We start from the raw sequence: 25,237 nt of genomic DNA, 5'->3' as shown, positions 1-25,237 counted from the left end.
CACAAAGGAGCCGGCAACGATTGCGGCAACATGACGACCCATCGGGAGCCCCTGTCGTCGGTGTTGGAGACGATCGGGGAGACGCCGCTCGTTCGGGTACACGACTCCCCGGACGCGGTGCCGGTGTACGCGAAGTTGGAGTCGTTCAACCCCGGTGCGAGCATCAAGGACCGCATCGGGAAGTACATGCTCGAACGCATGCTCGAACGCGGCGACGTGGGGGAGGGTGGCACCGTCGTCGAGCCGACCGCGGGCAACACCGGGATCGGGCTCGCGGTCGCGGCCAAGCAGTTAGGGCTGAACGCGGTGTTCGTCGTTCCAGAGCGATTCTCGGTGGAGAAACAGCAGCTCATGCGCGCGCTCGGCGCGGAGGTGGTCAACACCCCGAGCGAGGACGGAATGGGGTTCGCCATCGACCGTGCCCACGAGATCGCCGACGAGCTCGACGACGCGGTCGTCCCCCAGCAGTTCTCGAACCCGCTCAACGCCGAGGCCCACTACGAGACGACCGCCCCCGAGATCGACGAGGCGCTCGACGGGGAGGTGGGCGCCGTGGTCGCCGGCTGCGGCACCGGCGGGACGCTGATGGGGATGGCTCGCTACTTCCGCGAGCGCGACCCCGATACCTACGTCGTCGCCGTGGAGCCCGCCGGCTCCGCGTACCGCGAGTTCCTCGGCGAGGAGGTCGCCCACGAGGAGTACAAGACGGAGGGGATCGGCACCCACGACATCGACACCAACGAGCTGTTCGACCCGGCCCTCGTCGACGACATCCAGGCCGTCCCCGACCGTGAGGTCCACGAGGAGATGGGGCGGCTCGCGGCCGAGGAGGGACAGCTCGTCGCCTCCTCCGCGGCCGCGAACGCGATCGCGGCCAAGCGAGTCGCTCGGGCGATTCGCGACGGCGAGATAGACGCCCCGTACGACACGGTCGCCACCGCGTTTCCGGACTCCTCGGAGCGGTACCTCTCGAAGGGCGTGTACCGGTCCTTCGAGGAGTGGGAAGGGTAGGGTAGGTCCCGCGGGAGAGGCGAGAAGAGGCAGAGGTCGGAGAGGCGGGATAACCGAGGCCGACTACCCGCGTAGCCGCTTGTGTTCGACCTTCATACAGCGGTCCTGAACGACCTCGATCCCGTCTGACTCCGCGTCCGCGGCCGCCTCGTCGTGGCTGATCCCCAGTTGGATCCACGCCGCGCCCGCGTCACCGCGCTCCGCGTGTCGCTCGCGAACCGCGCCGAGGATCTCCGGGATCTCCTCGCTCGGGCGGAACACGTTCACGAGGTCCACGTCGGCCTCCACGTCGGCGAGTTCGTCGTACGCCGGCTCGCCGAGCACCTCGTCGGCGAAGGGGTTCACCGGAATCACGCGGTACCCGTGTCGCTGGAGGTACGCCGGCACGTCGTGGGCGGCCTTCCCGGGCGTCGTCGAACAGCCGATCACGGCGACGGTGTCGGCGTCGAGCAGTCGGTCGAGTCCCTCGTCGTCGGTGATAGGCATAGCCGTGCGTACGCGGTCACGCGGATTAAAACGCCCGACGGCTCAGGCCAGCCGGCGATCTCAAGCCAGCCGAATTTTCGGCTCCTCGTCCTCGGGAACCGTGATGACGCCGTCGAAGAGTTGTTTGAGCGTGTTCATCGCCTGCTCGTCGTGAGAGGTCGAGTCGATACTGAACAGCCCGAGGCCGTTCACGCTCTGGATCCGTCCCGTGAACACGTGGAGGAATCGGAACACGGTCTGGAGATCCGAGTACATCAACAGCGTGGACAGCGAATGGACCATCACGCGGTTTTGCTCGATCCCCCGATCGCCGAACGCCTGCAGGAACTCCGAGAGCTTGATCCCGATGCCCGTCATGTCCACGGGCGAGGAGGCGTACTTGATCCGGTCGGACTCGCGGACGTCGTTGACGCCCTGCTGTCGAGTGACGCAGTCGACGACGGCGACCGGCTTCCCCTCGTAGGCGGTCCGCTTCTGGTAGTCTTTCAGGACGCGCTCGGCGCCGTCCTTCGTGGTGACGACGATCGCGCCGTCGCCGCGCTCGGTCCCGGCCGCCAACACGTCCATCATGAGCGACCGCTTGCCGGTGAGCGGGGGTCCAGTGAGAAGGAGGTTTGTTCCGGGTTCGACCTCCTCGTCGAAGTGTGGCCTCAGGTCATACATGGACGTACCTCAGCGACGACGAGACCGGCTCGCGCCACTCGTTCGGCTGTGACGCCGTGCGACCAGGACACATCTACTACGGAAACCATGCCCGGTCCCGATAATATTCTTTTTGATCGCCCGTGGCGCGGGAATCGCTGCCGTCGACTCGATACGGTTCGAACCGATTTCAAATCGCGGGACTTAACATCCTCACCGAAGTATCGAGGCGTACGGGCGCTTAGCTCAGTCTGGATAGAGTGCTTGGCTTCGGACCAAGCTGTCGCGGGTTCAAATCCTGCAGCGCCCATTCCTTCGCGGCTCGTTTCGAATCCAATAGACGGCGTAGGGATGCTTATAAATACCCTCGCTATCCTGACGATTGAGTTGAACACGCAACTGCTTTCACCCGACGCCTTCGGTCGATTTGCAAGAGCCAATACGCGTCGGAGTGCGAAGTAGGTAGCGGCCCGGAGACATTCAGCACGAATCCCGCTCTTGACGCTCCTGGACAACGAATCGGCGCCGGACTGCGTGCTGGGGGCGATACTGTTTAATTTGACAGTCCTACTCTCACTCATGCTCAGTCCACTCAGCGGGGCGCTCGTGGGCCTCGCTACCGTCAGCTTCGTCGGCATTGCGCGTTGCAGCGAAACACTGCGGACCCAAATCCCGTTGCCCATCCAACTGGGTCTGGTCGTCGCCGGGAACCTGATCGCCTTGGCGGCACTGTGAGGCCATATAAACGGTCAGCCTCCGAATCGACGACGGCAGGTCCGGTAGAAGGTCAAACCTGCACAGATCACCCCGGGTAACGGAGCACCAGCGTCGGCATGGGGGATACCCTTCGTGACCCCCGGGCGACCAGATGGACGCGATTCACGACGCCTTCAGCTACGGCGGCGTTCGCGATACCCTCCGCAACGTGATGGAGTATCACCTCGACCTCGACCCCGACCAGTGGGGCTACTGGCTCCAAGCGGAACCGCACGGAATGGGAGCCGCCTCGAAATCCGACGAAGACGCCGGCCTCAATGCCTGTTACACTCATATTCACGTTGGCGTCTACTTCGACGGCGGTCGCTTCGACGATCTCCGACCCGTCGCTTCCGAGTTCGAGCGAGTGATCGACAAACACCTCGAAGTGTGTGACCCGGCCGGCTGGTCGGCGCACAACTACGACGCGATCGACGACTATCTCCACGAAGACAACGGCTGCATCTCGATGAACGCAGACGTCGGGAACCTTGGATCCTACCTCGCGGCGTACATGGGTGGCTACACCGAGGACCTGCTCGACAAGCCGATCGAGTATATCGCATGGGGTGCCGTCTACTGGTCGGCAGCTCGGAGACGAACCTCTCGGTCCCAAACCGTGAATCAGGCGATCCGCGCTGATCGGTGCGAACAGCGCGCGGAAAACGAAGAATCAGTACTTCACAAAGCCGCTTAGTTAGAACGTCTGCTTGCTGAAGGTGTGTCTAAAACCAAACAAGCAGACGGTGAGATCCACGAGGACCAGCTTCTTAACTTTCTCGTCAACCGCCTTGACGAGGAAGTTTCGCTCTCGTTAGCCAATAACGCTGAAATCACTGCTGAAGACATCTATGAGGTCCTCGTCGGCGCTTGCGCCGACGGGACCTCTGTCTCTACGCTCTGTGCGTCGAGCCAGAACTCACCCGCTGGGAACACGGTCCTCTACCATCTTCGGACGAAGTTCGAGCCGGAACGGCTCGAACGAGTCGCTAACACGCTCCTGCGAAAGGATCTCGATGAATTGCTCCCCGAACAGGTGGAGGTCTGCGCAGACCTCCACCTGCGGCCCTACTACGGTGACGAAGACGACACAGACGGCCTCTATCACTCGGTAGCGAAGCGTGGAACCACTGCGTTCCACGCCTATGCCACACTCTACGCGCGTGTGAAGAACAAACGCTACACGCTGGCGGTACGCCGTCTCAAAGACGGCGATACCGCAAGTAGTGTCCTCGCTGAGTTCTTCGGTGTCCTCGACGGCCTTGACGCCGGGGTCAAGGCCGTCTACCTTGATCGCGGATTCTACGACAGTAAGTGTCTCACGCTGCTTCAGGCGCACAATTACGCGTACGTGATCCCGATCATCCGGTGGGGTGAGGCGATTCAGCAAGAGCTCTCGGAAGGATGGAGTCGCGTCATTCAGCATGATCTGACGGGGAAACTCGACGGTCACAGCTGGACCGTCGATTTTCCCGTCTACATCGACTGTACGTACCTAAATGGGAAGTATGACGAGAACGGTGTGGCGCGTCACGGCTACGCCGCTGACGCGCCGTTCATCGACTCACCACGGGACGCTCGATACCACTACTCGAAACGCTTCGGTATCGAGTCAAGCTATCGCTTGTTTGAGCAAGCGATAGCGACAACGACAACACGAGATCCAACGGTACGGCTGCTGTACGTGGTGGTGAGTCTCCTCTTACAGAACGTCTGGCGGTACCTTCACTACGAGTATGTGGCGACGCCCCGCCGAGGCGGGCGTCGCCTCTGGTGGTGGCCGTACAAGGAGTTCGTCAATATGATTCGACGAGCTGCGTGGACGGCCCTCGCGGTGCGTCGGGCCGTCCCCGCGAATCGGCCACCTGACGACCGATTCCACCGCTAACCACCGACCGAGCAAGCCAGCGGAGTGAGTGGCGACGCTGTCGCGTCGGCGGCTGACCGCCGCCGACAGCGACAGCTCTCCGTCGATCCGTCCGTAATTCTCTCGTCGAGACCGTCAGTACAACCGCTTCGACACAGAACTCAGGCCGCAGAAACAGCTAGCCGAGGATGCTTTGTGAGGTACTGAGAATCGGGACAAGTCGACTCGCACGGCGAGCGCGTCCGATGGGACGACGGCCACGGTGCCGACGTGGTTTGCTCGTGCTGCGGGTCGCCCTGGACTATCGAACAAGACCGTCTCGATGGGCCGCCTGAACGAGAGACCGCGCTCGACGACGATCTTCGATGGGCAGCTGACGCGGTGACCTCGCCGCCGGAGACTGAGCCGGGTCGATCGCTTGCCGACAGGTGGCCGAGCGCCGATAGCGCGTGGTCTTATGGTGAGTCCCCTCGAAAAGCGCTCATCCGCGAGCGTGTTCTCGACTACCTCGACGTTCATGGTCGAGACGTATCGCTCCCCTCACTCCTGGCGCATCTGAACATCGACCCGTCGTACAAGGAGTTCGTCGGCGAGATACTGAACGGAACCGAACAACCCGAGTTCGAGTCCGTCGATCGACGCCGACGTGAACCACAGTTCGGCTACGAGCTGAAAGCGATCGTCGACGCCGACGGCAACGAACACCAGCCCGGAGGTGGTGGTGTCGACATGGTGTCTCTAGAATCACCGATTAAGAACATTATCCAAAACACTCGGCTTGGAAACGACCTCAGTGAGGGAGAGATATACCGCGATGCTCGGACTGAAGTTGCGAGTCACAACCAGAAAATGATCGCCGCCAGATTTGTCGAGGATGGTATAACCGATCCTAGAGTTGTCGAACGTTTCCTTATTGTCGGTACTTCCCAAGCAGCGTAATCAGCTGAATTGAATCGCTAAATTAACCACAAGAAAGTGTCTGGATCTGGATGTGTTCACCATACCTGATCCAGACGAGTACCTTTCGGCGTCGGATGTCAAAGACGTAGCGGAAGAGGTCATTACGCCACTCCCGTTGCCGGGTGTCGAGGGGAGCCCCCTCGACCCCGGCGACATCTGGCTCGTCGTCATCCTAGCCTCAGTACCTCACAAAGCATCCTCGGCTAGCTGTTTCTGCGGCCTGAGTTCTGTGTCGAAGCGGTTGTACTGACGGTCTCGACGAGAGAATTACGGACGGATCGACGGAGAGCTGTCGCTGTCGGCGGCGGTCAGCCGCCGACGCGACAGCGTCGCCACTCACTCCGCTGGCTTGCTCGGTCGGTGGTTAGCGGTGGAATCGGTCGTCAGGTGGCCGATTCGCGGGGACGGCCCGACGCACCGCGAGGGCCGTCCACGCAGCTCGTCGAATCATATTGACGAACTCCTTGTACGGCCACCACCAGAGGCGACGCCCGCCTCGGCGGGGCGTCGCCACATACTCGTAGTGAAGGTACCGCCAGACGTTCTGTAAGAGGAGACTCACCACCACGTACAGCAGCCGTACCGTTGGATCTCGCGTTGTCGTTGTCGCTATCGCTTGCTCAAACAAGCGATAGCTTGACTCGATACCGAAGCGTTTCGAGTAGTGGTATCGAGCGTCCCGTGGTGAGTCGATGAACGGCGCGTCAGCGGCGTAGCCGTGACGCGCCACACCGTTCTCGTCATACTTCCCATTTAGGTACGTACAGTCGATGTAGACGGGAAAATCGACGGTCCAGCTGTGACCGTCGAGTTTCCCCGTCAGATCATGCTGAATGACGCGACTCCATCCTTCCGAGAGCTCTTGCTGAATCGCCTCACCCCACCGGATGATCGGGATCACGTACGCGTAATTGTGCGCCTGAAGCAGCGTGAGACACTTACTGTCGTAGAATCCGCGATCAAGGTAGACGGCCTTGACCCCGGCGTCAAGGCCGTCGAGGACACCGAAGAACTCAGCGAGGACACTACTTGCGGTATCGCCGTCTTTGAGACGGCGTACCGCCAGCGTGTAGCGTTTGTTCTTCACACGCGCGTAGAGTGTGGCATAGGCGTGGAACGCAGTGGTTCCACGCTTCGCTACCGAGTGATAGAGGCCGTCTGTGTCGTCTTCGTCACCGTAGTAGGGCCGCAGGTGGAGGTCTGCGCAGACCTCCACCTGTTCGGGGAGCAATTCATCGAGATCCTTTCGCAGGAGCGTGTTAGCGACTCGTTCGAGCCGTTCCGGCTCGAACTTCGTCCGAAGATGGTAGAGGACCGTGTTCCCAGCGGGTGAGTTCTGGCTCGACGCACAGAGCGTAGAGACAGAGGTCCCGTCGGCGCAAGCGCCGACGAGGACCTCATAGATGTCTTCAGCAGTGATTTCAGCGTTATTGGCTAACGAGAGCGAAACTTCCTCGTCAAGGCGGTTGACGAGAAAGTTAAGAAGCTGGTCCTCGTGGATCTCACCGTCTGCTTGTTTGGTTTTAGACACACCTTCAGCAAGCAGACGTTCTAACTAAGCGGCTTTGTGAAGTACTGAGCCTGCACTAACCAGAACTCGATTTGGGACACCTGCAACGATACCGAGGGAACGCCGTGTGACGACACTGTCTTGAGGTGGCTCCACACACTCAACCGTCAGTGGCTTGAGGTCGTTGCCAACCTTCTGCTCGCACGGCTCGCCATGACGATTTTCGACCCTGACCGGTCGAGAACCGTCTCCATCGACTTCATCGACAATCCCTACCACGGCGAGCACCATGCTGAGAAAGGCGAACTCTGTTCGATGGCTCCTAAGGACGGGACTACGACCTGCCACCGCTACTGCACGGCGTACGTCGTCTCGAACGGGAAGCCGGTGACGCTGGCGATGACTTACGTCCGCAGTGACGAAGATGAGGCTGACGCGGTCGAGCGCGTGCTCGCCCGCGTCGAAAACTATCCCTTCGAGATCGATCTCTTGCTTGCCGACAGCGGATTCTACAACGAGCGCGTCATCCGCCGCGCTCGTGATATCGCCCCAACGGTCGTTCACGTGCCCAAGAAGGGCGAGCGCATGAAGGACAAACTCGAAACTCACAAGTCGTACATGACGACCTATCGCATGTACAAGGACAGCGAGCGGGAACTGCGCTTCCCGCTCGCGGTCGCTGTCTCCTACCAGAACGGAGATCGAGGCAAGCACGGCGAGGTCGTTCGTGGCTACGTGGCGTGTGGCGTTACTGATCGCTCAGCGAAGCAGGTCGAACACCGCTACAGGAAGCGTTCAGGCATCGAAACGACCTATCGCTTACTTCGGCAAGCACGCGGGATCACGACGACGCGTGATCCCGTCGTGCGGTTTGCCATCATGTTGGTCGCGGCATTGCTGGAGAACCTGTGGCTGGTGCTACGGTGGGCGGTCGTCGCCCGCCCACGGCGGGGCGGGCGCGACCTGCCCGAGGAGTTCACGTTCAAGACGTTCTGTGACTGGATTCGTCATGAGCTGGAAGAGGAGTTACGCCGCCGGTGGAAGATCAAAGCGAACGGGGTTGGAGTGCCAGCATCACAGGCAACGGCCGCGGGCTGACCGGGGTCAGCCCACGGCCTGTCAGTTGGCGGTGAGCGACAGCTTTCGGCAGATACCGTCGAAATCCGGGTAACATCGTCTGTCCAAAGCGGTGAATTGGAACTTCCTCGATCTACTTCGTGGGAGCAGCCGAGACTGACCGTCAAATTATACAGAAAGTGACTATTTTGTGGCGTTCAGGCAGCACCCTCTCGACTCGTTCGGGAAGTAACGATTGTTGAGGACTACCAAGTCTCCAATCCCTCGTCAGGGCGAGATGAGCGACGCCGGTGTATGGTTCACCCGAGTGAGAGATGATCGTGCCACCATGATTCTGAAACTCATGCCAGCCGATTCAGTAACAAGTTAAGTTTGATATTCTCTTGGACTACTGGTACTTTACGAATTAATGTCTAGTAATCCAAACGGGGATCTACCGCCGCATAAACAGTTCAAGTATCTGTATTTTGGAGAGGACTACGAGGTTGTTGACCTCAATATTGACGATACAAGCGGCTATTGTATTTTCAACACGGACGACGGTGATCTGAAGGTGGGCGGTAGTGATCAAGAATTTTTAGATATATTGTATTTTATGGTTGAAATAAATGAGAATGGAAAGTACAAATATGTTGATGTGAGAGAATATCCGGTAGGGAATAAGGAGTCGTTTTCAAAGAATCTGGAACTGTTTGAGACAACCAATGATAATCCATACGAGAAGGCTGTAAAACGGGTGAATAACGAGTCTGCGGGAATGCCGGAGGGATTCGATCCAATAGAAGGCGTAGAGTGTATAATCGATTGTAATTTTAGTAATAATCACGCAGATTATATTGTAAATAACACATATGTAGCGAGAGTTATCGCAAACAAACGAACAAGTCAAATTGGCGAATTGACAGAGGAATACAAAGAAAATGCCAATAATACTTTGAGATATAGCAGCTACGTGAAGGCGATATTAAAAGTATTCAACTCAAGATATATGTCGACTCCACCAGATTTAGGCATAAATCGGTGGCTGCGTTACTGTGAGAACGATCTAATTCATTCCGGAGAACAGGTAGGCTCAAATATCAAGCACCATCGCGAAAGGGCCCGTAGAGTAGCTGAGGATGATATTAATGTAGATGGACCGACCATCGAGCTGCTGGGTTTGGACGGTGAGTCACACCTTGGTGAGATGGGTCCAGAAATGGGAATGAGAGAAATAGCAGGTGAATATGCTTCTATATCAGAAAGTATCAAACCACTTTTGAAGGATCTATTGGTGTCAATCGACCCAGAAATAAATAGAAATGAGTTAACCAGTTTGGGTAAAATCAGAGAGAAATTATCTGGGACAGATTGTTCATTCCTAAGATTAGCAATCGAACCTCAGATTCGTCACGGTCATGCGCATTCTAGTATGAAAATAGACGTTGATGAGAATAATGTTGTAATTTATGACAGGAATGATTCAGACCCTAGTATAGAAAAAGAAATGAGTTTTGAAGAGGTCGTTAATACACTCAATCAGCTCGAAGATCTCACCTCAGCACTTACACATACTTTTACTTACGCAAAATATAGGGTATTCACTCAATACTTAGACTCTGAAGAATTTGAGTACCATTGCTCTCTTCATTATTGTTGAAATCAGAAATGATCCTCGAATTATGTATTGATTTGTGTATTTATTGCCTCAGGTGATCTAATTTCTGCTTCAACCTACCTTCCCGATCTGTAGTTCTTTATTTTGTATAAAACAAGATAGTGGTTGATGAATTAGGATAGTGGCTGCTGTCCAAATACTTTCACCGAGCCTAGGCTGATACTATACGGTACTCCTTCTTCCACTAACAGTTGGAGATGTCGACTGAAAGACCGACGCCGCCTGACGGTTACGAACAGTTTGAAAGCGAAGACCCCGACAGCGACGTGCCGACCGTTGAACTCGGTCCCGGCGACGTGCTGGAGGGACTCGTTCTCGATCTCACCGAAGGGGAAGGAGAGTACGGGCCCTGGTACCGTCTGAAGATCAAGGACGAAAGTCGCGGAGTCGTGCGGTACTTCGCGAAAGACGAGGTGAAGCGCGCAGCTGCGTCCGACAGCATCGAGGTCGGTGAACAGATCTGGGTCGCGATGGACACCGATGAGGTGACGCTGGAACGCGACGACGGCTCGACGCACGACTACAACCCGACGATGGTCGCGTTCCCGGGTGGTGACTGATGGCGTCGTCCTACTCGAACTCGATGGGCGACGCGCTCTCGGACTACACCCACCTGCGGACGCTTCCCGCGCTGCTGTCGGTCGTGTTCATCCTCGCCGGACTCTACCAGTTCGGGGGGATTTCCGAGGTGATGCTGACGTGGATCGACTACACGCTCACCGCGGAACACGCCACGTTCATCTCGCTGGCCGCGTACGCGATCGCCTTCGCGAGTAGTGAGACCAAACAGTTCGAATCGTACGAGCAGTGGGAACAGGTCGCGATCGCCCTCGGCCCGATCATCATCGCCGGCTACCAGTATGTTCCCCAGCTCGCCGACCTGATCAACACGAGCAGTAACCTCGGCCCGATCGTCGCCTTCCTCGCGACAGTCGTCGCCTGGGGCGTCGCTGTTCGGTAACCCTCCCTCGAACCTCATCTTATGAGTTCAAACCATGACACACCGACTAGCTGTAACGCCTCTGACCGCCCTGCTGCTCGGGATCGCGTGGGCGCTGACGATGCTCCTGCTCGGTCTGGCTCTCGTGTGGGGCGCCGCACCTTCGTGAAGGGCATCGGCGCGACCGCCGTCGCCGCCGCTGGCCTGTCCCACGAACGCGGCTTCGCACAGAACGCTGACGCGATCGCCCCGCTTGTCGCTGGCGCGATCGTCGCCGGCTCTGTCGGCGTCGGCGACGAAATCGGCAGTCTCGAACCCGGCAAGCGAGCCGACATTATCCTGCTCGACGTCGAACAACCCAAGTTCACGCCGTTGACCAACATTCCGGCACAGGTCGTTAATAACGCGACGCCCGCTGACGTGGGGGTCGTTATCGTCGACGGCGACGTGCTGATGCATGATGGCAACGTGAAGACGATGGACGCCGACGCAGTGCGCGACCGCGTCGAGACCGCTATCGACCGCTTCGAGTTGGAGACGGACTGGGAACTGGGAATTGGGGGGAGCGAGCCGCCGAGTACGTTGAACATCACCCGCGACCTGCCGAAGCGTGGTCCCGCCCAGTTGCTTGGGCGACTCGCGTTCCAGTCGGTCAAAGATAGATCTCCATTCTGAGACGCGATAAGCGAGGCTTGCTCGGCAACGGCACGTACAATTTCAGCCGATGTTTCGAGCCAGCCGCGTGGCTGCTGTCTCACCAAGGACGAGCATAATTTGAGCAGTGATCGCTTTTTGAGGACTTCACCAGAGCGACTCAACCCTGTTCTCGGTTTGGGTCTCGTGACGTACTACCGGAGCAACTTCCGCCGAGCGTTCACAGCGACGAGACCGCCGCCGGCAATGACTGCGATGGCTGCTGACAGCGGATTGAAGAACCCGACGGCCAATGCCAAGAGCGCGATTCCGTTGTAGGAGAACGCGAGGAGGTTGTTCTGTTTCACGCGACGACGAGCCGCACCCGCAAGGTCGAAGGCGGTTTCGACGGAGCGAATGTCGTTGTCGACGATCGCGAGATCGGCGGCGTCGGCAGCTAACGCCGTGCCGCCGCCCAGCGAAATGCCGAGGTCGGCGGCCGCGAGCGCCGGAGCGTCGTTGGTGCCGTCCCCGACCATCGCGACCTGACCATCTGATTTGAGTCGCCGGATCGTCGCCGTCTTTCCTTCCGGCGGGACCGTCGCGAAGACGTGCGTCACGTCCTCGTGCTGCTTGAAGAAGTCCGTCGCTTCCTCGTCGTCGCCAGTCAGGACAACGATATCCGCGTCTCGCGCACCGAGCCGAGAGATCGTGTCGTCCCAGCCGTCCCGAGGCTCATCGCCCACAACGATCAGTCCCTCTGTTGTCCCGTCGCGACCGACGATCACCGGGAGCTGACCGAAGCCCCGAGCGTCGGCGACGCGGGACCGGATATCGTCGTCCACGGTCCATCCTCGTTCCGCGAAGAGATCGAGATTTCCGACGAGATACGAGGTTCCGTCGATCGTCCCCTCGATACCGGACCGGTGATTCGTGAACTTGGTTACCCGGTGGGTGTTCTCCGTGTGGTTGCCGTTACCCTCTGAGTCCGACTGATCGTCGAGACCGCGGGGCGCATTCTCGTCAGCGAAAGCCGTCGTGATGGCGTTTGCAGCGGGGTGTGACGCCCGTTGTTCGAGCGCTGCGACGGCGTCAAGGAGGTCCGCAGGCGCGTCCGCTTCGATCACCTCCATCTCTCCGGTCGTGAGGGTCCCCGTCTTGTCGAAGACGACGATGTCGACGTCTCTGAGACGCTCGAAGACTGTCTCGTCGAAGATAATGATCCCTCGACGGAGCGCACTTTCGAGGCTCTTCGCTACCGAGAGCGGCGTCGCGAGTCCGAGAGCCCACGGCGATCCGGCGAGGAGAATCAATAGCGCGAGGAGGACCGCGTCCGGGATGCCCATGCCGAACGCGATCACACCAGCACCGCCGATCGCAACGGCGGCTCCGACCACGAGAAGCACCGCGTACGACGCGAGTTGGTCGGCGTGGCGTTGGACACCGTGAGTCGCGCTCTGAAGGTCCCAGACGGCGGTCGTTATCCGATCGATACTACTCGTCACGTCCGGGCCGACACGAACCAAGGCCGCGCCGTCAGTGACGATCGATCCCCCAATGATCTCGTCGCCGGCGCGTTTTAGCACCGGAAGCGACTCGCCCGTGACGATCGCTTCGTCGACGGTACAGCTGTCTTCGACCAGTTCTCCGTCAACCGGCACTCGTTCGCCCTGTCGAACGAGTACAATATCGCCCGAAGTGAGATCCGCAACGCGAACCTCCTGCGTCTTTCCGTCGGAGTCGTACGTCCGTGCGTGCTCAACCTGTGATATCGTGAGCTCGGTCAGGCGATTAAGTGCACGCTGTTTGATCGACGACTCGTAGAACACCATCGCGGTGACCGCGGCCGTGACGACGATTGCGAGATCGTAGAAAATGTCATTTTGCCCGAGGACGACGGCGGCCGTACTGTACGCGTACGCGCTAACCGCGGTGATCGCGACCAACAGGTCGGTATTCGGGCGCCGCATTTTGAGACTAATATATGCGCCACGCAGCACCGGGAGACCGGTGAAGACGAGAATGATCCCGGTCATCACGAAATACAGCCGGAGGAAGACGAACGCTCCCTGACTGTCCAGCTGGAACGCGCCCTCAAATATTTCGAGCGCTTGCCAGTCGAATATCGACGCGAGGTGCGCGGGATACAGAATTGCGACGTACGGCACGAGCAGAAACGCACCGAAGAGGAACCCAACCGAGTATCGCATTCCCAAAAGCTGGTCGTCTCGACGCTTGCGAATGCCGCCCATCTCCCGTGCGCGGCGCGTCGTGCCACCAGCCTCAGCCCCATCTGATGAGGCATCTTCACGGAGGTATGCCGTGTACCCAAGCGTGCTCAACACGTCACGCAGCGATTCCTTCGAAACAGTGTCTGGGTCGTGTTCAACTCGGATCGTCTCCGTGACGTAACTCGCCTCAGCATCGAGCACCCCCTCTCGATCCTCGGCGAGCGATTCGAGATACGCCTCGCACGTCGCGGAATACATGCCGTCGATCCGGAGGAACGTCCGAGAACGATGCTGATCGGGAGGAGCCGCGTCTTCCTCTTGGTCGACCTCGTTCTCAGTTGATGTACGGGTTACACCGGGAGAATCGGCATCTCCGAGCGTCGTGTACACATCGTGGCACCCGCTCGAACAGAATGACCGTTCATCAACAGTCTCCAATGTGGGTGATTGAACCTCTCGGCCACATAAATAACAGTTAGTAGTCATGTATTCGTAGCGGTGAGTCCTTCTGTCTGACCGATATCAGACTGGCCTGAACAGAGATGGTGGTACACCCTCAGTTTGTTTTCCAAAGCGATCAGGTGGTAGAGTGCCAATCGCTTATCGATCGGTACGCAGGTCGTGTTTATGTCGTTGTTGCTCTCTCGTACCGAGTCGCTCTCTGTGGTGGATATCGTGTCGTTCGATGATATCGGCGAGTAGGCGGCCGTCGTCGACGCCGACTGGTGCACTGATCTCTTGCACGCTCCGAATCCAACAGACGGCGTACGATTGTTTATAAAGAACCCGCTCTACGAGAGAGTTTGGTCTGATTCATCACAGGGGGTCGGTGCGGTCATGCGATTCGTCGGATACAATCTCTAGGCCCTATTGAAATCCTGTTCTTCAGACACAGCAGAGAATGAAACAGCCGGTCGCCGAAGGTGTGAGTTGACCGATGGCCTCGTTCAATCGAGCGTGGATACACTACCGTGGTCTGGGATTCGGCCGACAGCGGTTACGTAACTTTGACGAACTCCGCGGTGCCGCTCTGTTCGATGGTAATGCGGTAGCCGCTGTACGTGAATTCGACCGTCATCTGCCTCTGGTGACGGCGGATTCGAATACAACTCCGAGATCATCCCGTCGATGCAGGCGTACGTCGTTGTCAATTCGTCTGCGTGCTTTCCTTCAAGCTCAGCCACAATTTCCGCTACCGCAACAGCCGGCTCCTCTCTGTCAGTGTTCAATTCCCGGTGAACGATTTCGTCGTCGTGAGTTTTGGTCATAGTATCGCTCTCGTTCGGCGTCGCGGACGGTATGGATGTGATCGAGACACTGTTCTTAATCGCCCGCGGTGGGCGGTACATAGCCGTCGACACGTGCCGCTTGGTCGATGAACTGGTCGTGACCATTTATGCCGTCGAGTTCAATCGATTGCCTATCTCGGGCGAACGTGATGAGGCCAGCATCGACGAGTTTCGGGAGGTGCGTGTGATGGAGGTCGACCTCAATGTGTTCGGTCGTGTCGGTACCAGGCGTCGCGGATGGACCTTCTAGTTCGTTGGCGAGCATCGCTGAGAGGGTATCGATGGTGGCTGCCCCGGAGTGCGTTCGCAGGTAGTACAACACGTAGCGTCGATGAGAATGTGTCAACGCGTCGAATGTCTCGTCCAAACTCGCTGTGGGCGTTTGCGCCATTACCTGCCGTTTGGGCCGAACCGACTTGATGTCTTTTTTAATATAATTCTACACAATTGATAATATCGGGCGAAGTCGGGCGTTTGCTTGACTTCTCCAAGAAGGGAAGGTCAGGAAACTGGAGAGCGCGGGGATGAGTTCGATACTCCAACTACTGCCGTCAGTTCGGCGAGCGGCTATTCTTCGGACGAACCGATCTCCTCGGGCGCATCGGCGTCCTCGCCGGCGAACTCCTGATGGAAGTGGTTCCACGGCTGAATGTGTTCTTCTGCCAGAATGTTGCTACTCACGATTCGCAGGCCGAGCTCGTCTAACTGGTCGGTACTCTCCTCAATCTCGGATGTCGATTCGGCGACGACCTCGATGTGGAGGTTCTCCTCGCCGGACAGCATCTCCCGGACGTTGACGACACCCCGAACTTCGAGAGCTTTCTCCGCCATCTCCGACCGGCGGGAGAGGTCCGTCGAGCAGATGAACAACACTTGCATCGGATACCCCGCCTGCTCGTAGTCGATTTCCGGATTGTAGCCGGTGATAATGCCCTTCTCCTCCAGTTGCTCGATTCGGTTGTGGATGGTCGTCCCGGTTACGTCCGTCTCCTCCGCGATGTTCGTGTCGGAGGCTCCGCGAGCGTCTATCTGCAACAGATGCAGAATGCGGCGGTCGAGGTTGTTGAGTGGGTTATCGCTCGTGACGGTCTTTTCGTTGCCGAGTCAGTTAGTCACTCGCCCTCGACGCGCTCGCGGAGTTCGCCGTCGAAGACGCTCCAGATATCGATTCGTCGACGCCGTTCGTGAGTTGCGCGGAGGCGTCTGAAACTGTTCGTCGACGATCCTGACTGCTCCGAGGCCTCAGACAACAGCCCGTTCGACACGGGTTAGTCAATGAAGTGAGATCGGTCGACCGAAACCGAACGTTGACCGAGTGCGAACGTTTCGATCGTGTTCCGCACCGACCTCGAACGAGGGACAATCACCCTGGCCGCCTTCGTCATCCCACGAACGAGGCGTGGAGGGACATAGCGACCGTACTCGAGCCAGTACGCGAGATTGGTCGCGGCGCGCCGCTGGAGCGAAATAACCTGTTCGACGTGCGCACGTCGTCGAACCTCGAATTCGTGGAGGGTTTTGCGTTCGAGAATTCCGTCCGTGCCAGTGAGTTTCTCGACGAGAAGACTGTGCGCGACGACGGCGTCCTCGACGGCGAGCGGGTTTCCCTGTGCACCGATGGGACTTGCAGTGTGCGCGGCGTCACCGATGAGAAGAAGCCCGTCCCGACTCCAACTGTCCGCGATTCCCGGAGCAACGTCGAGGAGACTGGTATCACGAAACCCATCCAACTGCACAGCCATGGTTGAGCCGACTCGCGGGTCGATCTCTGCGACCCGCTCCCGGAACGCGTCGAACCCCGCTTGCCTGATCGAGGGCCACTCACCGCTTCGGATGAGGTATCCAATTTGGAGATCGCCGCCACCCAGACCGAAGTATAGGAGGACACCGTTGCGGTCGATTCGACCCTGCGTCGTCGCATTGATAGCGCCGCGAGGGAGCTTGAACCACACGAGATCGATCGGCGACTCGAACAGCCCTGGATCGATGCCGGCGCTGGCGCGAACTGTCGAGTAGCGACCATCGGCTCCGACAACGCACTGCGTTTTGAACTCGACATCCTCGTCGGCGTCTCGGTCTCGGGCTGTTACCCCCCGAATTCCATCTGCGGTGTTCGTACAGATGTCCGTGACGGTAGTCGCAGGGTGAAACGTGAAGTTGTCGGAGGAGTTGGCGCGGTCGACGAGACAGTCGAGCAGCGCTGGCTGCTCCATCAGCAGCGCATACGGATAGTCGGTATCGAGCAGATCGAAGTCGAGAACCGTACTCTCCTCGCCGTACAGCGAGAACGAACCCTCTGTGACCGTCTCGTGAGCCAGAGCAAGCACATCGTCAAGGAGGTCCATCTCGTCGAACAGACGAACCACACCGGGATTCCAGCCAAATCCTCGGTATTCACGCTCGAACGTGGCGGCACGCTCAACGAGCGCGACGTCAATCCCGCTCCGGGCTAGGAGGTACGCGAGGACTGCGCCACCGGGACCGCAGCCGACGACGACGACCGCCGCGGTTTCAGTTCTCGCTGTCATTGTTCGTTTCTACGTCCGGTCCAAGCCTAATACCCCATGCCGATTGCTGACACTCACGGGAGTAGCTCTCGTACCGGAGGTGCGGAATTCTCGGGGTATGTATCGGCGATGATCGAGAGACGTATCTGTGGTATTCGAAATGTCGCCCGCGACACTAACGACCGGTCTCATCTCCGGCGGCGTGCCGCGTCAACCGGGAAACCCTCGTGGCGGGCGATCGCCTGCGCGGCGACGGGCGGGTCGCGTCAGCGACCACATGTGACGCGCCTGGGTTCTCCGCACTGTCATCGCTCCCATCGGGGAGTACTCGGGCGGGGACTGAGGGCGCGCGTCTGCAGATAGCCGCCCGCCGGGTTTAAAAGGACCGCTGCGCGCGCTGTGTCGATGAGACGGGTCGCAGGCCGTTCAATCGTCCTGCTCGACCCCGCCCACGATCACGCCGTCGCCGTCGTCTACCTGCGGCTCCGAGACCGACACGGGATCGATCCCGCGGCGGCGGGCGTCGAACTCGGAGAGGAGATACACGAGCGCGACGAGCGTCAGGACGCCGATCGGGAGCAACACGAACGGCGAAATTCCGACGAATCCCCACACGAGCAGCAGCGCCACCGAGACCAGCCCGACGGTGGCTGCGTAGTAGATCTGGGTGCGGACGTGGTCGATGAGGTCCGCGCCGGTGAACGTCGCAGACAGCACCGTCGTGTCGGAGATGGGAGAGCTGTGGTCCCCGAAGATCGCCCCCGAGAAGATAACGCCGACCATGACCGCGACGAGGGTGTGGCCCTCCGCGCCGCCCCCGGTGATCTCCCAGGCGATGGGGACCGCGATGGGCGTCATGATTCCCATCGTTCCCCAAGAGGTCCCCGTCGAGAAGGCGATGAAGCCGGCGACGACCATCACGAGCGCTGGGAGGACGGCTGCGGGGACCGTCCCGACCGTCGCCTCGGCAACGTACTGGCCCGTCCCCAGCGCGGAGATGACCTCGCCGATCCCCCACGCGAGCACGAGGATTGACACCGCGGTGAGCATGATCCCGAACCCGTCGACCGTGTACTCCGTCGCCTCGCCGAACCCGAAGATCCGGTAGACCTTCCCGAGTACGAACCCGGACAGCACCATGCCGAACGCACCGATCATCAGCGCGGTCGCGAAGTCGGCCCCGATGACCGCGCTCCACAGGCGGTCGCCCGCGTTCCCGAACTCGGTCGCGAGGAGATCGGACAGAAAGCCCGTCGGCGCGAAGCCGCCCGACCAGAACGCGGTCGCGACCGTGACGGCGATCAGGACGGCGACCGGCGCGAAGAAGTTGATCAGCCGCGGCGTCGACGCCGGCGGCTCGCCCAGTTCGCCGGCTACGTCCTGCATCGGCGCCGCCTCGTCACGGGTGACCTTCCCGGTCGTCCACGACCGGTGTTCGGCCGTCAGCATCTCCCCGTAGTCGCGACCCCACAGCACCACGATGGCGACCATCGCGATCGCGAGGATCGCGTACATGTTGAACGGGATCGAAGACAGGAACACCTCGAAGGTGCTGGGCCTGTTCGCCTCGGCGACGCCTGCCTCCGAGTACCCCTCCTCGATCAGCGACAGCTGGAACGCGACCCACGAGGAGATACCCAGCGTGGCGACGGGCGCGGCGGTGGAGTCAACGATGTACGAGAGCTTCTCGCGGGAGATCCGGAGCTGGTCGGAGACGTCCTTCATCGCCGAGCCGACGATAGCGGTGTTGGCGTAGTCGTCGAAAAAGAGGATCACCCCGAGAACCCATGCCGCCAGTCCCGCCTTGCGCTGCGTGTCGAGGCGTTCGATCGCCCAGTCGCGGATGGCGTAGGTTCCGCCGAGGTTCCACACCATCGCCACGCCGGAGCCGAGCAGCAGCGTGAACACGAGAATTGTCGCCTGAAACCCATCGTCAGCGACGATCGCCGCGACGATCCAGTCGAACGTCTGGACGATTCCGAGCCCGCCCGTGTAGATCACCGCCCCCGACCAGATGCCGAGGAACAGCGAGAGGATCGCCTTGCGGGTGACGATCGCCAGCGCGATAGCGAGCAGCGGCGGAGCGATGGACAGTACTCCGAAGTTGGTCATTGCTACTTATTGACACGCCGGAGTATATAATACCTCACCACGACCGAGAACTGACCGATCTACCGGGATCGGCCTCGATCCCGACACGATCGCTGGGGCGCTCGACCGACGCCGACTGTTCGTTGCGTGAAGCCCGCGATCGGCGACGATCTAACGGTCCGATATCCGGACGTGAGCACCTCACACCGCGCCTTCGACCGGCGGAATCGGCGCGTATCCGAACGCACTTACGTCCCTGTGACTGACCCACGCGCAATGTCAGTACGAGTCGGCATCCTTGGCGCCACCGGCGCCGTGGGACAGCGGTTCATCCAGTTGCTCGACGACCACCCGACCTTTGACCTCGCCGCGGTCACCGCCAGCGCGGACAGCGCGGGCAAGACCTACCGCGAGGCCGCCAAGTGGCGCGTGGACACACCCATCCCGGACGACGTCGCCGAGATGGAGGTCACGGAGACGACGCCCGCGGGAATCGCGGACGCCGACGTGGACCTCCTCTTCTCGTCGCTCCCCTCGGGTGTCGCGAGCGAGGTCGAGCCCGCGTTCTTGGAGGAGGGATACGTCGTCTCCTCGAACTCATCGAACGATCGCATGGCGGCCGACGTGCCGCTGACGATCCCCGAGATCAACCCCGGTCACCTCGACCTGATCGAGGTCCAGCGCGACGAGCGCGGCTGGGACGGCGCCCTCGTGAAGAACCCGAACTGCTCGACGATCACGATGGTCCCCACCCTCGCAGCGATCGACGAGTTCGGCTTGGAGAGCGTCCGGGTCTCGACCCTGCAGGCGGTCTCCGGCGCCGGCTACTCCGGCGTTACCTCGATGGAGATCATCGACAACGCCATCCCGCACATCGGCGGCGAGGAGGAGAAGATGGAGACGGAGTCGCGCAAGCTTCTCGGCGAATTCGACGGCGCGGAGGTCCACCTCCACGGCGCCGACGTGGCCGCCTCCTGTAACCGGATCCCGACGCTCGACGGTCATCTTGAGAACGTCTTCGCCGAGTTCGCCGAGGACCCGTCGCCCGCTGACCTCCGCGAGGCAATGCGCTCGTTCGAGGGCGCCGCCGCGCTCCCCAGCTCGCCCGACCAGCTCATCAAGGTGTTCGGCGAGGACGAGCCGGAGCGCCCCCAGCCCCGCCTCGACCGCACGTACGCGGGCGGGATGGGCATCGTCGCCGGCGGCGTGCAGGCGACGAACGCCGGCATGAAGTACAACTGCCTCGCGCACAACACGATCCGCGGCGCGGCGGGCGCCTCGCTGCTCAACGGCGAGCTGCTCGTCGAGGAAGGGTACGTCTAAGACGACGGCTCCGGCGGCCGTGCCCGTCTTTCCCGCAGTTTGAATAGTGGAGCCCCGGTATCTCTCCGCATGGTCGACAAGGACGCCGTGCGCCGCGGCTACGACGAACTCGCGGAGGCGTACGCCGCGGACCGGAACGAAGACGGTCACGGGCGAGAAGTCCTCTCTCGGTTTCTCGACGGGGTTTCCGAATCGGCGCGCGTCCTCGACGCCGGTTGCGGACAGGGGACGCCGGTGCTTCGAGATCTGGACTCGGCGGCGACCGCCGTCGGGACCGACATCTCGCGTTCGCAACTGGAGCTGGCCGCCGAGAACGTCCCCGACGTGGCGCTCGCGCAAGGAGACATGGTGGGGCTCCCCTTCCGCAACGGGTCCTTCGACGCGGTGACCGCGTACCACTCGCTGATCCACGTCCCGCGCGAGCAACATCAAGAAGCCGTCGACGAGTTTGCTCGCGTCCTCGCTGACGGCGGGCGGCTGCTCTGCTCGGAGGGGCCGGACGAGTGGAGCGGGACGAACCCGGACTGGCTCGACACGGGCGTCGAGATGCAGTGGCACATCGCGGGCGTCGAGGCGACCCGAGACCATCTCCGAAACGCCGGATTTACCGTCGAACGAGAATGGAGGACCGACGACTCGCTCGCCGAGGGCGACGACGCGAACTGGACGTTCTTCGCGGCGCGGTTGGAGGAGTAAATCGCCGGGGACCGCTATTTCCTTACTTCCTTACTTCCTTACTTCCTTACTTCCCTTCGAACTCGGGCTCGCCGTCGCCCATGAACGCCGTGACGCCCTCCATGAGGTCGTCGGTGTTCATCACGTGGCCGAAGCCCATCGCCTCCACTTCGAGGCCGGCCTCGCCGTCGGTGCGACCGGCGTGCATCGCGCGTTTCGTGTACTTCTGTGCGATCGGCGGGCCGGCGGCGAGCGACTCGACCAGCTCTCGCGCGCGCTCGTCGAGCTCGTCGTCGGGGACGACTTCGTTGATGAAGCCGTAGTCCGCCAGCGTCTCCGCCTCGTAGCGGTCGGCGGTGAAGATGATCTCCTTCGCGCGCCCCTCGCCGACGATGCGGGCGAGCCGCTGGGTGCCGCCCCACCCCGGGAGCAGCCCGAGGTTGTGCTCCGGCTGGCCGAGCTCCGAGCGCTCGGAGGCGACCCGGAGATCCGTCGCGGTCGCGAGCTCCATCCCGCCGCCGAGACAGTAACCGTCGATGGCGGCGACGACCGGCTTGTCCGACTCTTCGAGCTTGCCGAACGTCTGCTGGCCCTGCCGCGAGAGTTCGACCGCGGTGATCGGGTCTGCGCCGCCGGCCGCCATGCTCTGCACGTCGGCGCCCGCGGAGAACGCGCGGTCGCCGGCTCCGGAGAGCAGGATCGCCCGCACATCGTCGTCGGCGTCGAGGCGGTCGATGGCGTCGGAAAGCTCGTCGAGTAGCTCGCCGCTGATCGTGTTCATCCGATGCGGGCGGTCGATCTCGACGTGGCCGATGCGGTCCTCGACGGCGACGTTGAGGGTGTCGTAAGCGGCGAGTGCGTCGCCGTCGGTCTCTCCGTCGGTGTCGGCGCTCTCGTCACCGTGGAAGCTCCCCGCCTCGGCGGCCTCGCGGAGGAAGTCGGTCGCCTCGTAGCGCTTCTCGCCCGTCTCCTCGTGAAGGTCGTCGAGGACGTCGACGAGTTCGGCGAGCCCCTCGCTATCGGCGAGCTTTGCGGGACCGTCCGGGAATCCGGCGCCGAGCATCACGGCACGATCGATCGCGGGCGCGTCGGCCACGTCGTTGCCGGCGAGTCCGGCGACCTCGTTGGCCATCACCGCGAGCAGGCGTTTGCGGACATCGGCGTCGATCGCGTCCGTGGGGATCTCCGCGCCGCCGTTCTCGTAGTCGTAGAACCCCGAGCCGGTCTTCTTCCCCAGCTCTTCGGCTTCGACCTTCTCGACGAGCAGTGGGCAGGGTCGGTACGCCTCGCCGAGCACCTCGTGCATATATTCGAGGACGTGGTACCCCACGTCGATACCGACCTGGTCCGCGAGCTCGAACGAGCCCATCGGGAGCCCCATGTCGAACTTCGTCGTGGAGTCGACCGTCTCGATCGTCGCGTCGCCGGACTCGACGATCCACGCGGCCTCGTTCATCAGGGGGACGAGGATGCGGTTGACGATGAACCCGGGGCTGTCCTTCCGGACGCGGACCGGAGTTTTTCCCATCGACTCCGCAAGCCCCTCGATCAGTTCGAGGGTGTCTTCGGAGGTGTGTTTCCCGGAGATGACCTCGACCAAGTCCATCCGCACCGGCGGGTTGAAAAAGTGCATGCCGCAGAAGCGCTCGGGCCGGTCAGTGACCTCGGAGAGTTCAGTGATCGAGAGGCTGGAGGTGTTGGTGACGAAGACGGCCTCCTCGGGCGCGTACTCGACGACTTCGTCGTACACGTCCTTTTTGATCGCCATCTTCTCAGGGACGACTTCGACCACCACGTCGGCGTCGGCGAGCGAGTCTTCGAGGTCGACGAAGGCCTCCACGCGGTCGAGCGCGGCGTCTGCCTCATCTTCGCCAATCCGGTCTTTCTCGGCGAGCTTGCCGAGCGACCACTCGATCTGGTCGTAGCCACCCTGTACGAACTCCTCTTCGATGTCCCGCAGCGCCACGTCGTAGCCGGCGAGCGCGGCCACCTCCGCGATGCCGTGGCCCATGTTTCCGGCGCCGAGAACCGTTACACGCTGGACGTCTTCGAGCTGCATACCAAAGGGGTCGGAACCGTCATGGTTGAACGTTTCCATCTTCCAAACGAAAAACGAGCCGTAAGTTTATCGACGTGCGTCTCACAGGAGAAACTGACTCCCGTCTCCGGTCCCAATCGCTCTCCGATGAACGAGCGAGTCGCGGCGACCCTGCGCGAGGACTCGACCATGGCGCGGCTAATCGACCGGCACGGCCGGCTTACGATCGAGCCCGCTGCCGACGAGTTCGCGCGCCTCTGTACCTCCATCGTGAACCAGCAGCTCTCGACCGCCTCCGCCGCGGCCATCCACGAGCGGTTCGTGGACGTGCTCGGCGGCGCTCCGACACCCGACGACGTGCTCGCCGCCGACGAGGTGGCTCTGCGCGAGGCCGGCCTCAGCGGCACCAAAGTCGAGTACCTGCGCGAGGCCGCTGCGGCGTTCCGCGACGGCGACCGCGACCTCACGCGCGAGGGGTTCGGGGACGCGAGCGACGAGGCGGTCGTGGCCGCGCTCACCGAGATACGCGGCGTCGGCGAGTGGACCGCCCGGATGTACCTCATCTTCGCGCTGGGCCGCGAGGACGTGCTCCCGCTTGGCGACCTCGCGGTGCGGAAGGGGATCGAGCAGGTGTACAACGACGGCGCGGAGCTGACCCGCGCGGAGATGCGCAATATCGGGGACGCGTGGCGACCCTACCGGAGCTACGGGACGCGGTACGTCTGGGCCGAGTACGAGTCGTGAACCGGCGGCGAAAGCGGTAGAAAAGCCGCAGTCAGGCGCTTACTCGTCGTCGATCAGGCCGCCGAACACCGAGGTCGCGGTGTCGGGCACGTCGAAGTCGTGGTAGTGCTCGCCCTTCTCGTTCGAGAGGATGTGGAGGGCCGCGGCGGCGCCGTCGCCGGCCGAGATGACCGCCTGCCACTCCTCGGCGCGGACCATCGCGCCCGTCGCGTACGCGCCCTCGACGCTCGTTTCCATCGAGACGCCGACGTCGACGAGGTCGCCGTCGAACTCACAGCCGAGCGACTCGGCGAGGTCGCGGCTCGCGCCTGTCGCCAGCACGACGTAATCGGCCTCGTACTCGTCCGCCTCGGTGGTCACGACGAAGCCGTCGCCGGCCGCCTCGACCGCGGTGACCTCCTCGCCCTGATAGCGGTCGACCCCGAAGTCGTCAGCCTGCTGACGAGCGGTCGCGAGGAACTCACTGCCGCCGACCGAGCCGATTCCGGGGTAGTTGAACAGGTGTGCCTTGTGCATCCACGTCCCGTCCGTGTCGAACAAGACCGTGTCGAGCCCATTTTTGCCCGTGAACAGTCCCGCGCTGAGCCCGGCCGGTCCGCCGCCGACGATTGCTACGTTCACCATGAGCAACATTACGGGAGGGACGCTGATAAGGGCTAGCGAAAGCGGGTATCGACACATCGTCGACGAACGACGGCTCTCCACCCCGCCGCCCGTGCGTCGGGGCTGCCCACGATCGAGGGCGCTCGCGTCGTGCTCGTCGCGCTCGTTGCGGCCGCGCTGCTGGCGGTTCGAGGATC

At 61.2% G+C, this 25,237-nt stretch carries 20 protein-coding genes, 1 tRNA gene and 4 pseudogenes; 14 read left to right on the top strand and 11 right to left on the bottom strand.

Translation table 11 applies throughout. The features are described 5' to 3' along the window. Positions 1-30: 30 nt before the first annotated feature. Positions 31-1,011, top strand: a complete 981-nt coding sequence (locus tag HLAC_RS08755; protein ID WP_015910478.1) for a PLP-dependent cysteine synthase family protein — start codon at positions 31-33, stop codon at positions 1,009-1,011. Positions 1,012-1,074: 63 nt separating this feature from the next. Here the strand turns inward: HLAC_RS08755 and HLAC_RS08750 are convergent, their stop codons facing one another. Both HLAC_RS08750 and HLAC_RS08745 read right to left on the bottom strand, forming a co-directional pair. Further along, entirely contained in the window at positions 1,075-1,497 is a 423-nt protein-coding gene (locus HLAC_RS08750) for a CoA-binding protein (RefSeq protein WP_015910477.1), read from the bottom strand. A 60-nt stretch (positions 1,498-1,557) separates the two neighbouring features. Further along, complete coding sequence (locus HLAC_RS08745; protein ID WP_015910476.1) at positions 1,558-2,160, bottom strand: RAD55 family ATPase; 603 nt, start codon at positions 2,158-2,160, stop codon at positions 1,558-1,560. Between the two features lie 214 nt (positions 2,161-2,374). On the opposite strand from HLAC_RS08745, the gene HLAC_RS08740 reads away from it, so the two are divergent. The 5 genes and pseudogenes from HLAC_RS08740 to HLAC_RS18780 all read left to right on the top strand — a co-directional run. Further along, positions 2,375-2,449 (top strand) — tRNA-Arg (locus HLAC_RS08740). Between the two features lie 558 nt (positions 2,450-3,007). Beyond that, positions 3,008-3,592, top strand: a complete 585-nt coding sequence (locus HLAC_RS08730; protein WP_049933461.1) for a hypothetical protein — start codon at positions 3,008-3,010, stop codon at positions 3,590-3,592. Positions 3,593-3,616: 24 nt separating this feature from the next. Beyond that, positions 3,617-4,783, top strand: a complete 1,167-nt coding sequence (locus HLAC_RS08725) for an ISH3-like element ISHla1 family transposase (RefSeq protein ID WP_009486633.1) — start codon at positions 3,617-3,619, stop codon at positions 4,781-4,783. A gap of 360 nt (positions 4,784-5,143) precedes the next feature. Further along, positions 5,144-5,701 carry a hypothetical protein gene (locus HLAC_RS17800; RefSeq protein WP_241211131.1) on the top strand — a complete coding sequence of 186 codons (558 nt, stop codon included), beginning with the start codon at positions 5,144-5,146 and terminating at the stop codon, positions 5,699-5,701. 52 nt (positions 5,702-5,753) lie between these two features. Next, positions 5,754-5,933, top strand: a pseudogene (locus tag HLAC_RS18780) (ISH3 family transposase); the annotation flags it as partial. 153 nt (positions 5,934-6,086) lie between these two features. On the opposite strand, the gene HLAC_RS08720 reads toward HLAC_RS18780, so the two are convergent. Continuing rightward, positions 6,087-7,253: an ISH3-like element ISHla1 family transposase gene (locus HLAC_RS08720; protein WP_009486633.1), complete on the bottom strand. Its 1,167-nt coding sequence runs from the start codon at positions 7,251-7,253 to the stop codon at positions 6,087-6,089. A gap of 48 nt (positions 7,254-7,301) precedes the next feature. Here HLAC_RS08720 and HLAC_RS08715 point away from each other — a divergent pair. The 5 genes and pseudogenes from HLAC_RS08715 to HLAC_RS19260 all read left to right on the top strand — a co-directional run. Continuing rightward, positions 7,302-8,330, top strand: a pseudogene (locus HLAC_RS08715) (ISH3-like element ISHla8 family transposase); the annotation flags it as partial. A gap of 388 nt (positions 8,331-8,718) precedes the next feature. Beyond that, positions 8,719-9,948, top strand: coding sequence for a hypothetical protein (locus HLAC_RS18775; RefSeq protein WP_015910475.1), 1,230 nt, complete (start codon positions 8,719-8,721; stop codon positions 9,946-9,948). A 215-nt stretch (positions 9,949-10,163) separates the two neighbouring features. Further along, on the top strand, positions 10,164-10,526 hold the full coding sequence (locus HLAC_RS08710) for a hypothetical protein (RefSeq protein WP_015910474.1): 363 nt from the start codon (positions 10,164-10,166) through the stop codon (positions 10,524-10,526). After that, positions 10,526-10,927: a DUF8023 family protein gene (locus HLAC_RS08705; RefSeq protein ID WP_015910473.1), complete on the top strand. Its 402-nt coding sequence runs from the start codon at positions 10,526-10,528 to the stop codon at positions 10,925-10,927. The genes HLAC_RS08710 and HLAC_RS08705 overlap by 1 nt, the downstream gene beginning before the upstream one ends. 144 nt (positions 10,928-11,071) lie before the next feature. Then, positions 11,072-11,581: an amidohydrolase family protein gene (locus HLAC_RS19260; protein ID WP_237583025.1), complete on the top strand. Its 510-nt coding sequence runs from the start codon at positions 11,072-11,074 to the stop codon at positions 11,579-11,581. A gap of 173 nt (positions 11,582-11,754) precedes the next feature. Here the strand turns inward: HLAC_RS19260 and HLAC_RS08695 are convergent, their stop codons facing one another. The 6 genes and pseudogenes from HLAC_RS08695 to HLAC_RS08670 all read right to left on the bottom strand — a co-directional run bounded on the left by HLAC_RS08695 (position 11,755) and on the right by HLAC_RS08670 (position 19,678). Continuing rightward, entirely contained in the window at positions 11,755-14,256 is a 2,502-nt protein-coding gene (locus HLAC_RS08695; protein WP_015910470.1) for a heavy metal translocating P-type ATPase, read from the bottom strand. 511 nt (positions 14,257-14,767) lie between these two features. Next, positions 14,768-15,038, bottom strand: a pseudogene (locus HLAC_RS19965) (HalOD1 output domain-containing protein). 55 nt (positions 15,039-15,093) lie between these two features. Then, complete coding sequence (locus HLAC_RS17795; RefSeq protein WP_015910469.1) at positions 15,094-15,450, bottom strand: DUF7344 domain-containing protein; 357 nt, start codon at positions 15,448-15,450, stop codon at positions 15,094-15,096. A gap of 176 nt (positions 15,451-15,626) precedes the next feature. Then, positions 15,627-16,136: pseudogene (locus HLAC_RS08680) on the bottom strand (Lrp/AsnC family transcriptional regulator); the annotation flags it as partial. Between the two features lie 191 nt (positions 16,137-16,327). Further along, entirely contained in the window at positions 16,328-17,587 is a 1,260-nt protein-coding gene (locus HLAC_RS08675) for an FAD-dependent oxidoreductase (protein WP_015910467.1), read from the bottom strand. Positions 17,588-17,992: 405 nt separating this feature from the next. Continuing rightward, positions 17,993-19,678, bottom strand: coding sequence for a Na+/H+ antiporter NhaC family protein (locus tag HLAC_RS08670; RefSeq protein WP_015910466.1), 1,686 nt, complete (start codon positions 19,676-19,678; stop codon positions 17,993-17,995). Between the two features lie 255 nt (positions 19,679-19,933). Between HLAC_RS08670 and asd the strand changes: the two genes are divergently transcribed. Both asd and HLAC_RS08660 read left to right on the top strand, forming a co-directional pair. Continuing rightward, on the top strand, positions 19,934-20,980 hold the full coding sequence (gene asd, locus HLAC_RS08665; RefSeq protein WP_015910465.1) for an aspartate-semialdehyde dehydrogenase: 1,047 nt from the start codon (positions 19,934-19,936) through the stop codon (positions 20,978-20,980). A 69-nt stretch (positions 20,981-21,049) separates the two neighbouring features. After that, on the top strand, positions 21,050-21,676 hold the full coding sequence (locus tag HLAC_RS08660; RefSeq protein ID WP_015910464.1) for a class I SAM-dependent methyltransferase: 627 nt from the start codon (positions 21,050-21,052) through the stop codon (positions 21,674-21,676). Positions 21,677-21,722: 46 nt separating this feature from the next. Here HLAC_RS08660 and HLAC_RS08655 read toward each other — a convergent pair whose 3' ends face one another. Continuing rightward, positions 21,723-23,714 carry a 3-hydroxyacyl-CoA dehydrogenase/enoyl-CoA hydratase family protein gene (locus HLAC_RS08655; protein ID WP_015910463.1) on the bottom strand — a complete coding sequence of 664 codons (1,992 nt, stop codon included), beginning with the start codon at positions 23,712-23,714 and terminating at the stop codon, positions 21,723-21,725. A gap of 126 nt (positions 23,715-23,840) precedes the next feature. On the opposite strand from HLAC_RS08655, the gene HLAC_RS08650 reads away from it, so the two are divergent. Beyond that, positions 23,841-24,437 (top strand): DNA-3-methyladenine glycosylase family protein, encoded by a 597-nt coding sequence (locus tag HLAC_RS08650; protein WP_015910462.1) that lies wholly within the window; start codon positions 23,841-23,843, stop codon positions 24,435-24,437. A gap of 39 nt (positions 24,438-24,476) precedes the next feature. Here the strand turns inward: HLAC_RS08650 and HLAC_RS08645 are convergent, their stop codons facing one another. Beyond that, positions 24,477-25,061, bottom strand: a complete 585-nt coding sequence (locus tag HLAC_RS08645) for an NAD(P)/FAD-dependent oxidoreductase (protein ID WP_049933713.1) — start codon at positions 25,059-25,061, stop codon at positions 24,477-24,479. Between the last annotated feature and the right edge of the window lie 176 nt (positions 25,062-25,237).

Source organism: Halorubrum lacusprofundi ATCC 49239, from assembly GCF_000022205.1.
Classification (GTDB): Archaea; Halobacteriota; Halobacteria; order Halobacteriales; family Haloferacaceae; genus Halorubrum; species Halorubrum lacusprofundi.
The sequence above is the reverse complement of the archived record's forward strand: the minus strand, read 5'-3'. Positions and strand labels throughout refer to the sequence as shown.

Bases quoted from the DNA above. Each gene is read 5' to 3' on its own strand.
- HLAC_RS08755 (WP_015910478.1), top strand. From the start codon at position 31: ATGACGACCCATCGGGAGCCCCTGTCGTCGGTGTTGGAGACGATCGGG.
- HLAC_RS08750 (WP_015910477.1), bottom strand. From the start codon at position 1,497: ATGCCTATCACCGACGACGAGGGACTCGACCGACTGCTCGACGCCGAC.
- HLAC_RS08745 (WP_015910476.1), bottom strand. From the start codon at position 2,160: ATGTATGACCTGAGGCCACACTTCGACGAGGAGGTCGAACCCGGAACA.
- HLAC_RS08730 (WP_049933461.1), top strand. From the start codon at position 3,008: ATGGACGCGATTCACGACGCCTTCAGCTACGGCGGCGTTCGCGATACC.
- HLAC_RS18775 (WP_015910475.1), top strand. From the start codon at position 8,719: ATGTCTAGTAATCCAAACGGGGATCTACCGCCGCATAAACAGTTCAAG.
- HLAC_RS08710 (WP_015910474.1), top strand. From the start codon at position 10,164: ATGTCGACTGAAAGACCGACGCCGCCTGACGGTTACGAACAGTTTGAA.
- HLAC_RS08705 (WP_015910473.1), top strand. From the start codon at position 10,526: ATGGCGTCGTCCTACTCGAACTCGATGGGCGACGCGCTCTCGGACTAC.
- HLAC_RS08695 (WP_015910470.1), bottom strand. From the start codon at position 14,256: ATGACTACTAACTGTTATTTATGTGGCCGAGAGGTTCAATCACCCACA.
- HLAC_RS17795 (WP_015910469.1), bottom strand. From the start codon at position 15,450: ATGGCGCAAACGCCCACAGCGAGTTTGGACGAGACATTCGACGCGTTG.
- HLAC_RS08675 (WP_015910467.1), bottom strand. From the start codon at position 17,587: ATGACAGCGAGAACTGAAACCGCGGCGGTCGTCGTCGTCGGCTGCGGT.
- HLAC_RS08670 (WP_015910466.1), bottom strand. From the start codon at position 19,678: ATGACCAACTTCGGAGTACTGTCCATCGCTCCGCCGCTGCTCGCTATC.
- asd (WP_015910465.1), top strand. From the start codon at position 19,934: ATGTCAGTACGAGTCGGCATCCTTGGCGCCACCGGCGCCGTGGGACAG.
- HLAC_RS08660 (WP_015910464.1), top strand. From the start codon at position 21,050: ATGGTCGACAAGGACGCCGTGCGCCGCGGCTACGACGAACTCGCGGAG.
- HLAC_RS08655 (WP_015910463.1), bottom strand. From the start codon at position 23,714: ATGCAGCTCGAAGACGTCCAGCGTGTAACGGTTCTCGGCGCCGGAAAC.
- HLAC_RS08650 (WP_015910462.1), top strand. From the start codon at position 23,841: ATGAACGAGCGAGTCGCGGCGACCCTGCGCGAGGACTCGACCATGGCG.
- HLAC_RS08645 (WP_049933713.1), bottom strand. From the start codon at position 25,061: ATGGTGAACGTAGCAATCGTCGGCGGCGGACCGGCCGGGCTCAGCGCG.